This is a genomic window from Planococcus koreensis (genome assembly GCF_004761975.1).
Lineage (GTDB): Bacteria > Bacillota > Bacilli > Bacillales_A > Planococcaceae > Planococcus > Planococcus koreensis.
Genome location: NZ_RQII01000065.1, coordinates 1 through 10,851, shown reverse-complemented (window position 1 = coordinate 10,851; position 10,851 = coordinate 1). Strand labels below are relative to the sequence as shown.

At 50.0% G+C, this 10,851-nt stretch carries 14 protein-coding genes; 13 read left to right on the top strand and 1 reads right to left on the bottom strand.

Translation table 11 applies throughout. From position 1 onward, the window contains the following. The 7 genes from fdhD to EGV91_RS15050 all read left to right on the top strand — a co-directional run. Nucleotides 1-576: formate dehydrogenase accessory sulfurtransferase FdhD (fdhD, locus tag EGV91_RS15080; RefSeq protein ID WP_135505110.1), on the top strand; the 576-nt coding region annotated here is incomplete at its 5' end. Nucleotides 577-795: 219 nt separating this feature from the next. Next, a complete protein-coding gene (locus tag EGV91_RS15075) occupies nt 796-2,079 on the top strand; it encodes an L-lactate MFS transporter (RefSeq protein ID WP_135505108.1) in 1,284 nt (427 codons plus the stop codon). A 166-nt stretch (nt 2,080-2,245) separates the two neighbouring features. Beyond that, a complete protein-coding gene (gene modA, locus EGV91_RS15070; protein ID WP_135505106.1) occupies nt 2,246-3,028 on the top strand; it encodes a molybdate ABC transporter substrate-binding protein in 783 nt (260 codons plus the stop codon). Next, a complete protein-coding gene (gene modB / locus EGV91_RS15065; RefSeq protein WP_135505104.1) occupies nt 3,025-3,708 on the top strand; it encodes a molybdate ABC transporter permease subunit in 684 nt (227 codons plus the stop codon). Before modA ends, modB begins: the two co-directional genes overlap by 4 nt. 6 nt (nt 3,709-3,714) lie before the next feature. Beyond that, complete coding sequence (locus tag EGV91_RS15060; protein ID WP_135505102.1) at nt 3,715-4,401, top strand: ATP-binding cassette domain-containing protein; 687 nt, start codon at nt 3,715-3,717, stop codon at nt 4,399-4,401. After that, nucleotides 4,367-5,386 (top strand): ThiF family adenylyltransferase, encoded by a 1,020-nt coding sequence (locus tag EGV91_RS15055; RefSeq protein WP_135505100.1) that lies wholly within the window; start codon nt 4,367-4,369, stop codon nt 5,384-5,386. Before EGV91_RS15060 ends, EGV91_RS15055 begins: the two co-directional genes overlap by 35 nt. 18 nt (nt 5,387-5,404) lie before the next feature. Beyond that, the gene (locus EGV91_RS15050; RefSeq protein WP_135505098.1) at nt 5,405-5,920 is read left to right on the top strand and encodes a MogA/MoaB family molybdenum cofactor biosynthesis protein; all 516 of its coding nucleotides are present in this window, start codon (nt 5,405-5,407) and stop codon (nt 5,918-5,920) included. Here EGV91_RS15050 and moaC read toward each other — a convergent pair. Then, complete coding sequence (gene moaC, locus EGV91_RS15045) at nt 5,905-6,393, bottom strand: cyclic pyranopterin monophosphate synthase MoaC (protein ID WP_135505096.1); 489 nt, start codon at nt 6,391-6,393, stop codon at nt 5,905-5,907. The genes EGV91_RS15050 and moaC overlap by 16 nt on opposite strands. 84 nt (nt 6,394-6,477) lie before the next feature. Here moaC and EGV91_RS15040 point away from each other — a divergent pair, with 84 nt between their 5' ends. From EGV91_RS15040 to moaA, 6 genes are read left to right on the top strand one after another with little or no spacing between them, the layout of a single operon-like run. Further along, nucleotides 6,478-7,701 carry a molybdopterin molybdotransferase MoeA gene (locus EGV91_RS15040; protein WP_221300989.1) on the top strand — a complete coding sequence of 408 codons (1,224 nt, stop codon included), beginning with the start codon at nt 6,478-6,480 and terminating at the stop codon, nt 7,699-7,701. Further along, the gene (gene mobB, locus EGV91_RS15035) at nt 7,689-8,201 is read left to right on the top strand and encodes a molybdopterin-guanine dinucleotide biosynthesis protein B (protein ID WP_135505092.1); all 513 of its coding nucleotides are present in this window, start codon (nt 7,689-7,691) and stop codon (nt 8,199-8,201) included. Before EGV91_RS15040 ends, mobB begins: the two co-directional genes overlap by 13 nt. After that, nucleotides 8,198-8,635 carry a molybdenum cofactor biosynthesis protein MoaE gene (locus tag EGV91_RS15030; RefSeq protein WP_135505089.1) on the top strand — a complete coding sequence of 146 codons (438 nt, stop codon included), beginning with the start codon at nt 8,198-8,200 and terminating at the stop codon, nt 8,633-8,635. The genes mobB and EGV91_RS15030 overlap by 4 nt, the downstream gene beginning before the upstream one ends. After that, complete coding sequence (moaD, locus tag EGV91_RS15025; RefSeq protein ID WP_135505087.1) at nt 8,632-8,865, top strand: molybdopterin converting factor subunit 1; 234 nt, start codon at nt 8,632-8,634, stop codon at nt 8,863-8,865. Before EGV91_RS15030 ends, moaD begins: the two co-directional genes overlap by 4 nt. Continuing rightward, complete coding sequence (gene mobA / locus EGV91_RS15020; RefSeq protein ID WP_135505085.1) at nt 8,862-9,470, top strand: molybdenum cofactor guanylyltransferase; 609 nt, start codon at nt 8,862-8,864, stop codon at nt 9,468-9,470. Before moaD ends, mobA begins: the two co-directional genes overlap by 4 nt. Next, nucleotides 9,439-10,455 (top strand): GTP 3',8-cyclase MoaA, encoded by a 1,017-nt coding sequence (gene moaA, locus EGV91_RS15015; RefSeq protein WP_135505083.1) that lies wholly within the window; start codon nt 9,439-9,441, stop codon nt 10,453-10,455. Before mobA ends, moaA begins: the two co-directional genes overlap by 32 nt. Nucleotides 10,456-10,851: the final 396 nt, after the last annotated feature.

Below are 10,851 nucleotides of genomic sequence, written 5' to 3'. Positions count from 1 at the left end.
CGCGTGGATGAAAAAAGCGGAATCGTCCACATCACCGCAGCTAAAGTTTATCCGTTTTTTGAGCAGCTGCAGAATAAGCGTTTTATCAGTTCATGCTGCGGGATGAGCCGCCAAGGATTCGTCTTTGCGCACGATGCGATGATTGCGAAAAAAATGGACAGCACACGCGTAACGCTGACGCCGGAAAATTGTTTCAGCCTGATGGAGCAGCTGGCGGACTCCGCGGAAATGTTCAAAAAGACAGGCGGCGTCCACAATGCTGCGCTTTGCGATGCGAATGGCATCATCGTATCGCGCATGGACATCGGGCGGCATAACGCACTCGACAAAATCTATGGTCACTGCCTGATGAACGACATCAGCGTGGCAGACAAAGTCATTGTTTTCAGCGGCCGCATCTCTTCTGAAATTTTGCTGAAAGTCGCGAAAATCGGCTGTGAAATCGTATTGTCGAAGTCTGCCCCGACAGAACTGGCGTTGGCACTTGCAGAAGAACTGGGCATCACGACAGTCGGTTTTATCCGCGGCCAATCTTTTAATGTCTACACTAATCCGCAGCGCATCGTCGGTGCGTAGCAGCTTTTTCTTGAAAAGAAAAAAGGGTGACAAACAAATACCGCGGTGCTATGATTCTAAACGTCTTAATATTTTGAAATCGGGCATCGCGCATTTTTGGATTATTTTGGCATATGTATTTTTTGCTTTAAAAAGTAAGCGTTTCCGAAAACTGATGAATTAGACATTCTAAGTTCATTTTACATAAGCATAAATAAGATTTTAGGAGGCAAGCGCAAGATGAAAAAGAAACCGAAAAACAGGTGGCTTATTGCCTTATCGGCAGTCGGCATCCATATCTCCATCGGCTCTGTTTACGCCTGGAGCAATTTCACTAATCCATTGATTGACCAATTCGGCTGGACCACGAGCCAAGTACAGCTTACGTTCAGCATCGCTATTTTATTTTTGGGCTTATCCGCTGCATTTTTCGGCAGCTTTGTAGAAAAATACGGTCCGCGCAAAGCCGGTCTGGTCGCTGCCATCTTTTTCGGAACAGGCATTATCGGCTCTGGATTTGCAGTCGGCTTGTCGTCATTGCCGCTGCTGTATGTGTTTTACGGCGCGCTTGGGGGCATCGGACTCGGCATCGGGTACATCGCACCGGTTTCAACTTTGGTCAAATGGTTTCCGGACCGACGCGGACTGGCGACCGGGCTTGCCATCATGGGCTTCGGCTTTGCGGCTGCCATCAGCAGCCCGATCATGGAAATGCTGATCACTTCGGTCGGCCTCGAAAACACATTTTACATTTTAGGTGCTTCTTACCTGACAATTATGGTGCTGTCTTCGCTATACCTTGAAAAACCGCCGGAAGGCTGGATGCCTGCGGGCTTCCAAGAAAAACTCGATACCGGCAAAGTTCAGCGCAAAACGGATTTGGCTGAGCTGACAGCGAACGAAGCTGTAAAAACGAAACGCTTTTACTATTTGTGGTTTATGCTCTTTATCAACGTCACGTGCGGCATCGCAATCCTGTCAGCCGCTAAACCGCTGGCAATCGACAGCATCGGCATGACGACAGTGCAAGCTGCGGCATTAGTCGGCGTGCTTGGCATATTCAACGGCCTTGGCCGCTTAGGCTGGGCGACAATTTCCGATTACATCGGGCGCCCGAACACGTATACTGCGTTCTTTGTCATCCAAATTGCATTATTTGCGTTATTGCCATTCACGACAAACGCTTTGCTGTTCCAAGTGATGCTGGCTATCGTCTATACTTGCTACGGCGGCGGGTTCGCTTCGATCCCGGCGTACATCGCAGATATTTTCGGCACGAAACAATTGGGCGCAATCCACGGCTATATTTTGACTGCCTGGGCTGCAGCCGGGCTTGCGGGTCCAATGTTTGCAGCATACATGAAAGACCAGACAGGCAGCTACGAAGGAAGTTTGCTGTTTTTCGCGGGCCTCTTCGTCATCGCTTTGATTATTTCCCTGGTTATTCGATTGGATATAAAACGGATCCGTTCGCTTACTAAAAAATCTTCAGTCAAACCTGTCAACAAAGTGGTCAGTGAGTAATTTCGAAAACAATCGGCCGTGGAATCTTCGGATTTCACGGCCGATTTTTATTGTTTCATCAAATTTGCTGTAAAGTTTTCTGGCTTTCTTGAATGTTATTGGCGTAGAATGGCAATATTGATAGGAAAATTCATTAAAACCTTTTGTTGATAGAGGAAGTGGCATAATGCGATTGAAAAATAAATTCATGCTGTTGGCTTTATCAAGTTTTTTCGTGGCAGCCTGTGCTGCACAGCCTGCAGCCAAAGAAGAAACCTTGATGGTGTCGGCGGCTTCAAGTTTATCCGGTGCCATGGATGAGCTGGCAGCCGGTTTTGAACAGGTCAATCCCGGAATCGCCATTGTCACGAATCTAGGTTCGTCCAGCAAACTGAGAAGCCAGATCGAAAACGGTGCACCTGCTGATGTCTTTTTATCAGCGAGTGCAGAAGATGTGGAGCTCTTGGTGGAAGACGGGTTAGCGGACGTTAAAAGCGTGTCACCGTTTGCCGGGAATCAATTGGTGCTGGCGTCATCTTCTGAAATTGGGGAAGCTCCAGATGTGAAATCCATGTTAGCGTCTTTCGACGGGACGTTTGCCATTGCGGAACCCGCCAGCGTTCCGCTTGGGGGCTATACAAAAAAAGCCTTGGAAGCGATTGGAATGTGGCAGCCTTTGGAAGGGCAGTTGATATATGCGAAAGACGCCCGCCAAGTCGTGACGTATCTGGAAAGCGGCAATGCAAATGCGGGAGTCATTTACGCATCTGATGCAGCTTTGTCGGAAACCGTTAAAAACATGGACAAAATGCCGCTGGAAAGTGTGGAAATCAATTACCCGGCTGCCCTGCTTTCGAATTCGGAGCAACCGGATCATGCCGGAAAGTTCCTGGCTTATCTATTATCTGAAGAAGGGCAGGCCATCATTGAGGAATATGGGTTTTTGACGGCAGAAAGGCTGCAGCCATGACGCCATACGATTTGTCTCCATTGTTCTTATCGCTGAAAGTTGCGGGTATTTCGACAATCTGTGTGTTCATTGTCAGCATCGCATTGGCCCGATTGATGGTAAGAAAAGAATTTTTGGGCAAAAGCATAGTCGATGCCTTCATTCTTTTGCCGCTTGTGCTCCCGCCGACAGTAATCGGGTTTGCGCTCATCGTGCTGTTCGGGGTCAATGGACCGCTGGGCATCTTGCTGGAAAACCTTTTCGGTTTCCGCGTGGTCTTTACGTGGATCGGGGCAGCCATTGCTTCGTTTGTTGTATCGCTGCCGCTCATGTACCAAAGTGTGCTTGCAGCTTTTGAAAAAGTGGACCCGCGATGGGAAAACGTCGGACGGACGATGGGCGTTTCAGAATGGCGCATATTCCGGACTGTGACCTTCCCGCTTGCCTGGCCAGGCATCCTGGCCGGCGTGATCTTGGCCTTTGCACGGGCGATCGGAGAATTCGGCGCAACGCTGATGATTGCCGGCTACATACCGGGGGTGACAGAAACCATCCCGTTGGCGATTTATTTCGCGTATGAAGCGGGACAAATGGACAAAGCCATTTTTTGGGTCGTCATAATTTCGGCGCTTGGCGTCGCTGCGATCGGCTGGGTCAATTATTGGCGCAGGAAAAACGCCATCCGCATTGGAAGGGAATGACGTCGAATGCTTACTGTAGATTTCACGAAAAAACTGGATCATTTTACCTTGTCAATGGCGTTTTCGATGAACGATGAAATCGTGGCGTTGATTGGGCCATCAGGTTCCGGGAAAACGACACTGCTCAATTGCATCGCCGGCATCACGCAGCCGGATGCAGGAATCATTGCATTGAACGGCACGGTTTTTTATCAAAGCGGCCAAAAGCCATTGAAAATACAGAAACGGAAGACTGGTTATTTGTTCCAGGATTATGCCTTATTTCCGCATCTTTCGGTGGAAGAAAACATCTTATACGGCACCAAGCGGGGCAGTGATTTGTCGCATATCACCGCATTATCAAAACTGCTCGGCATCTCGGGATTGCTGGCTAAATACCCGCATCAAATCTCCGGCGGGGAAAAACAGCGGGTCGCGTTAGCCCGGGCGTTGGCGGCGAAGCCGGATATTTTGCTGCTGGACGAGCCTTTTTCCGCTTTGGATGATGATACGCGGGCGAGGTGCCAGGAAGAACTGCATAAAATTCACGAGCAATGGAAGATACCGGTGATTTTTGTGACCCATTTAAAAGCGGATGCCGAAAAACTTGCAGACCGCATTATCAAAGTGGATCAAGGACAAATGACAGAACAAGGATTGTTGGAAAGAGGTGGGGTTGTTGGAACAGAGATACTCAAGGCAGATTTTATTTAACCCGATCGGTGCTGAAGGGCAGGCATCCATTCAACAGGCCGTCATCACGATTATAGGCTGCGGGGCATTGGGCTCAGCAATTGCAGAGTCGATGGTACGTGCCGGAGCCGGCGAAATCCATCTGGTGGACCGGGATTATGTCGAGTTTTCAAATCTGCAGCGCCAGCAGCTATTCACGGAAGAAGATGCGCAAGCGATGACACCGAAAGTGGTGGCAGCTGAAAAAAGGCTGAAAGCAATCAGGAAAGACCTTCAACTCCATACATATCTTGAAAACCTAGATGCCGCATTGATGGAAACACTCATCAAAAAAAGCACCCTTGTGATGGATGCTACAGATAATTTCGAAACGCGGCTATTGATCAATGATGCCAGCGTCAAATATGGCGTGCCTTGGATTTACGGCGCTTGCGTCGGCAGTTCCGGGGCTGTTTTTCCGTTCGTTCCGGGAGAAGGTTCCTGTTTCCGCTGTTTGGTTCCAGTGCTGCCAGCGGTCAATGAAACCTGTGACACAGTGGGCATCATTTCACCCGCTGTCCAGGTGACTGCCGCTTTGCAATGTGCGGAAGCGATGAAATGGCTGAGCGGAAACAAACAGGCCATGAGGAAAAAAGTGCATTATTTCAATTTATGGGACAATACCCAATACGATATCGGCATCGTGCGCATCAAAAACCCCACCTGTGAAACTTGTGGTGAGAACCCGAAATTCCCTTCACTTGCACGGAATTCGGAAGGCCTGTACGCCGTATTATGCGGCAGAGAAGCGGTCCAGATTTTGCCGGATCCGGAGCGCAGCATTTCGCTCGATGACGCGGAATTTGCAGCACGCAGGATGGGTGCTGAAGTGAAGCGCACACCTTATTTTGTCCAGATGCAGGCACTTGGTTTTCGAATGGTGTTTTTTGGGAACGGACGCATGATCATCCACGGCATCCGCAATATAGCGGAAGGCCGAAAAATTTATCATCAGCTTTTTGGCTAGACTGAAGGAGGCTCTACAATGTCAGAAATTTTTCACTTGGAACAGCGCATCAGCATCGCGATTGTGACGGTCAGTGATACACGCAGCCTTCAAACAGACGAAAGCGGGCAGCTGATCCGAAAATTGGCACAAGAAAAAGGCCTTGTCATCGCGGCTTATGAAATCGTCAAGGATGATGCAGAAGAAATCCGGAAAACAGTTTCCCGACTGCTCGAACTTGAAAGGGTTGATGCCGTCATTACGACAGGCGGCACGGGCATTGCCAAACGGGATGTCACATATGAAGCGGTAACGCCGTTATTCGAGAAGGAGCTTCCAGGTTTTGGCGAGCTTTTCCGTTTCCTCAGCTATACAGAAGACATCGGATCGAAGGCGCTTCTAAGCCGTGCCGCAGCCGGAACTTCTGTCCATAAAGCGCTGTTCGTTTTGCCTGGATCGCGTGGCGCCGTCCGCCTGGCCATGGAAAAGCTCATTTTGCCGGAAATCCGGCACATTGTCTTTGAATTGACGAAACATCTTCAAGCGCGTGAATAATCGCCGGATTTTCCGCCGCTTTTGTGCAGCAGCATTGTCGGTCCGATGACCATTTCTTTACCGGCAGCTTTGCACATATCGTAAATGGTCAGTGCAGCGGCTGAAGCAGCGGTCAACGCTTCCATTTCAACGCCTGTCGGGCCTTTGGTTTTGACGGTGGTGGATAAAATGACTTCGTAATGGCCTCGTTTTTCATCGACATCCCATTCGAATTCGATATCTACGCCGCTCAGCGCCAGCGGATGGCACATCGGTATGATCTGCGCTGTGTTTTTCGCTGCCATGATGCCGGCGACTTGCGCTACTGCAAATACATCGCCTTTTTTATTGGACCCGTCCCTGATCTGGCTGTAAATGTTTTGGTTAACGATGACGGAAGTTCGTGCGCGGGCGATGCGGACAGTCTCTGCTTTATCGGAAACGTCGACCATTTTAGCGCGGCCCTGCGTATTGAAATGCGTTAGTTCGTTCACAGAAATCATCCTTTTCACATATAATGATGAAAGTATAACATGGATTTTAAGGAGATGTAGCCAGTGGTTGAAAAGCGAATACCGATGCAAGTGAAAGATGCGGTTGACTTGGTCATGAGCCATGCCGGCAGTTTAGAGACCGAAAGTGTGGCATTAGAAGACAGCTACGGGCGCATTTTGGCGCAGCCATTGACGGCGACAACGGATGTACCGCCTTTCAATCGGTCGCCGTACGACGGCTATGCCATCAGGTCAGCCGATACTGCGGGAGCATCAGGCACTTCCCGTATCCCTTTCAATGTCATCGATCATATCGGCGCCGGCGAAGTTTCAAGAAAAACGCTGAATGCCTTTGAAGCCATCCGGATCATGACGGGAGCCCAGTTGCCTGCAGGTGCGGATGCGGTCGCGATGTTTGAGCAGACGGTTGAAAATGGGCAGTCGTTCACGCTCCGCAAACCTTTTAACAAGCTTGAAAACGTGTCGCTGCAAGGCGAGGATGTGGCACATGGGGAAGAGGTCATCGAAAGCGGCAATCTCATCAACCCGGGAACGATCGCTTTATTGGCGACTTTCGGCTATAGCCAGCCCCAAGTGGCGAAATTGCCGACAGTAGGCATTTTGTCGACGGGCACCGAGCTGCTGTCTGTAGGCGATGCGCTGGTGCCGGGCAAAATCCGCAACAGCAACGGACCGATGATCATGGCACAATTAAAGCGCATGGGCATCCCTTGCAAGATGTACGGCATGTCAATCGACAATCTGGATGAAAGCTTTGAGGCGGTCCAAAAAGCGGCACAAGAAACCGATTGCCTCATCACGACGGGCGGTGTGTCGGTTGGCGATTTCGATTTTCTGCCAGCGATCTACGAGCGCATGGGCGCGAAAGTGCTGTTCAATAAAGTCGCCATGCGCCCGGGCAGTGTCACGACAGTCGCTGTCGCAGACGGCCGGTTCTTGTTCGGCTTGTCCGGCAATCCATCCGCGTGCTTTACCGGATTTGAATTATTCGTCCGTCCGGCTTTGCTGAAAATGATGGGTGCGGAAAAACCTTTCTTGCCTCATACCACAGCATTTTTATCGGAGGATTTTGAAAAAGCCAATCCTTTTACACGGTTTATCCGCGCGGTATATGACGGTGAAACAGTTCGCCCGGCTGGATTCAATAAGTCGAATGCTGTATCATCTATCGCACGAGGCAATGCATTGATCGTCCTGCCTGGGGGAACCCGGGGCTTTGTAAAAGGTGACCGCGTCGATGTCTTGCTCCTCGGAGTGGAAGAAGGTGCCGCCAAGTGGATGGTTTGACAGTCCTGCAAGTAGTGGGTTTTAAAGACAGCGGAAAAACGACGTTGATGCTCGAGCTGATCCGTCAGGCGGCGGCAAGCGGCAAAACCGTTGCGGCCGTAAAGCACCATGGCCATCCCGAACCGCTGGATATGCCCCCGGCAACAACCGATAGCATGCGCTTTTTCAACGGCGGCGCTGCGGCTTCCGTCGTCTTTGGCGGCGGGGTCATTCAACAGCACGTCCAAAAAAAAGAGGCGGCTGTAGAAGAGTTAGTCGCCATGGCTGCAACTGCTGATACTGATTTTATCTTTATCGAAGGGTTCAAAGATGCACCCTATGAAAAAATAGTACTGATCCGCTCCGACAGCGATTGGGAGAAATTGAAATCGCTCAGCCGCATAGCGCTCGTCATTGGACATGAAGGCGTAAGCGCTGCCCATGGAGCTGTAATTGGCCGAAATGAAAGTGATCGAATTTCAGGATGGTTCTCGGATTGGATAGAGAGGAAATCGACATGAAAACATTTGAAATTGTTTCACATAAGATTGAACCGCAGCAATACGCGGACATGGTCTTGCGTCCGGAAGCGGGAGCAGTGACTCTCTTCACCGGCCATGTACGCGAATGGACGAAAGGCGTGAAAACGCTGTATCTGTCGTATGAAGCATACATACCGATGGCAGAAAAAAAGCTGGCGCAAATCGGAGCGGAAATTGAAGAGCAGTGGCCAGGCACTAAAACCGCCATTGCCCATCGCATCGGAGAATTGGCCATAAGCGACATCGCTGTTGTCATCGCCGTTTCGTCACCTCACCGGAAAGCAGCCTACGAAGCGAATGAATACGCCATCGAACGCATTAAGGAAATTGTGCCGATCTGGAAAAAGGAAATTTGGGAAGACGGCGAAGAATGGATTGGCGACCAGAAAAAGAAACCAGGAGGTGCCGTATGATTACTGTGCATTATTTTGCTGGACTAAAGGAATTGACAGGGGTTGCACAAGAACAAGCAGATTTGTCAGGCCGGACAGTCGAAGAACTATGGCAATGGGTTTCAGAAAAATACCCGGGCATTGAAGCCGGAGCAGCGCGAGTTGCCGTGAACGAAGAATACGCATTGCCGGAAGATCGATTGGAAACAGGCGATGTTGCGGCATTCATACCACCGGTCAGCGGAGGATGAATGACACGATCGGAGTTTTGCTTGCCGGTGGCTTGTCGCGGCGTTTCGGCTCGCCGAAAGCTTTTGCCGAACTGGATGGCAAAGCCTTCTTCGAATATGCTTATGCTGCATTGTTGGCAGTCTGCAGCCACGTCGTCGTCATCACCCGGCCTGAATTGAAGGGCCGCTTTCCCGGCAACCTGGATGTCATAAGTGACAATCCAAATTTTGCTGGCAATGGCCCTCTTGCCGGCATCTACACGGCAATGTCCGAGCGGCAAGCGCGCCAATATCTTGTGTTGCCATGCGATATGCCGTTCATCAGCGCTTCGGAAACAGCGGCTTTTATGGATTTGGCATCAGAAAAAATGGACATCACGGCAATTCGTGCCGACGGCCACAATATACCGTTATTCAGCCTGTGGAATGCCGGCGTCCTGGATCTGTTGGAAACGGACCTCGAAAATGGCCAATTGCGGGTAATGGAATTTATGGCTAAAGTCCAAACCGAATGGCTGGATAGTTCGGCAGTCGGCGGCTTCGACGCTTTTCGCAACATCAACACACCGGATCATTTGAAAGGAGCCGATGAACATGGCAGTGAAACCCATACAAGACCGATTTGAAAGGCCAATACGCGATTTGCGCATTTCGGTGACGGACCGCTGCAATTTCCGCTGCTCCTATTGCATGCCGAAAGAAGTGTTTGGCGATGACTATGCGTTTTTGCCGAAACAGGAATTATTGACGTTTGAGGAAATCCATCGCCTTACTACCGTATTTGCAGCGATGGGCGTGAAAAAGATCAGATTGACTGGAGGCGAACCCCTTATGCGGCGCGGGCTTCCGGATTTGGTCAAATCAATCCTTTCTGTAGATGGAATTGAAGACATCGGCTTGACGACAAACGGCTTGCTGCTCGGTGCGCATGCCGAAAATTTATACGCAGCGGGGCTTCGGCGCTTAAACATCAGTTTGGATGCTTTAACCCCAGAGCTTTTTGGCGAATTGAACGGCCGAGGCGTGAAGCCCGATCTGATATTAAAGCAAATCGACTTCGCACAGCAGATCGGTTTTGACATCAAAGTCAATATGGTCGTGCAAAAAGGGGTCAACGAAAGCGAAATCCTGCCAATGGCAGCGTATTTCAAAGAGCGGGGCATCACGCTCCGTTTTATCGAATTCATGGATGTCGGCAATGACAATGGCTGGAGCTTTAAAAAAGTCGTGACCAAAAAAGAGATTTTGGAAAAGCTCCAGGCTGTCTATGATCTCGAACCAGTCGAAGAAGATTATTACGGCGAAGTGGCGAAACGTTACCGGTTCGCCGGCAGCGAATCGCAAGTCGGCTTTATCACGTCCGTGTCGGAATCGTTTTGTTCGACTTGCACACGCGCACGCTTATCGTCCGATGGCAAATTCTACACGTGCCTTTTTGCCGATTCCGGGTTCGATATCCGTGAATTGGTTCGCGACGGCTTGGACGACGCGGAATTATTGCGCCAAATCAGTGCGGTATGGCAGCGTCGCGACGACCGCTATTCAGACGAACGCACCGAATTGACAGCAAAAAACCGCAACAAAATAGGCATGTCCTATATCGGCGGCTGATGAAACTTTCTAAAGAATATAAGGTGGACAAGATCCGTTCTCAAACGGCATCCTGTCCACCTTTTTTTATTGAACATTATCCGAAAGAAATTCGGTTCTACCTAATTTGAGCTATAGAAATAACATGGGAAAATAGGCTTCAGACGTATTGGAAAGGACAAGTTTCTTGTCTCTATCTCTGCCCCTGTCCCTGCATCACTGCGCTAGCTTCGGGACATGAAAAAGAGTTGCATCGCTGCGCTGTCTTCGAGACACGAAAGAGCGTTGCTCATGCGCAATCTTGTCGCAAAGATTTCTCTCGATATGGAGCAAAACTGCGTAGAAAACCTTACTGCTCCTGCAGTGCTACGCACTTCGTCGCAAAGAATTGCCCTCGCAGGCTTCGGTCAACTCTTG

What these genes read in the sequence shown, in the direction of transcription:
- EGV91_RS15075 (WP_135505108.1), top strand. Translation starts at nt 796, where the DNA reads ATGAAAAAGAAACCGAAAAACAGGTGGCTTATTGCCTTATCGGCAGTC.
- modA (WP_135505106.1), top strand. Translation starts at nt 2,246, where the DNA reads ATGCGATTGAAAAATAAATTCATGCTGTTGGCTTTATCAAGTTTTTTC.
- modB (WP_135505104.1), top strand. Translation starts at nt 3,025, where the DNA reads ATGACGCCATACGATTTGTCTCCATTGTTCTTATCGCTGAAAGTTGCG.
- EGV91_RS15060 (WP_135505102.1), top strand. Translation starts at nt 3,715, where the DNA reads ATGCTTACTGTAGATTTCACGAAAAAACTGGATCATTTTACCTTGTCA.
- EGV91_RS15050 (WP_135505098.1), top strand. Translation starts at nt 5,405, where the DNA reads ATGTCAGAAATTTTTCACTTGGAACAGCGCATCAGCATCGCGATTGTG.
- EGV91_RS15040 (WP_221300989.1), top strand. Translation starts at nt 6,478, where the DNA reads ATGCAAGTGAAAGATGCGGTTGACTTGGTCATGAGCCATGCCGGCAGT.
- EGV91_RS15030 (WP_135505089.1), top strand. Translation starts at nt 8,198, where the DNA reads ATGAAAACATTTGAAATTGTTTCACATAAGATTGAACCGCAGCAATAC.
- moaD (WP_135505087.1), top strand. Translation starts at nt 8,632, where the DNA reads ATGATTACTGTGCATTATTTTGCTGGACTAAAGGAATTGACAGGGGTT.
- mobA (WP_135505085.1), top strand. Translation starts at nt 8,862, where the DNA reads ATGAATGACACGATCGGAGTTTTGCTTGCCGGTGGCTTGTCGCGGCGT.
- moaA (WP_135505083.1), top strand. Translation starts at nt 9,439, where the DNA reads ATGGCAGTGAAACCCATACAAGACCGATTTGAAAGGCCAATACGCGAT.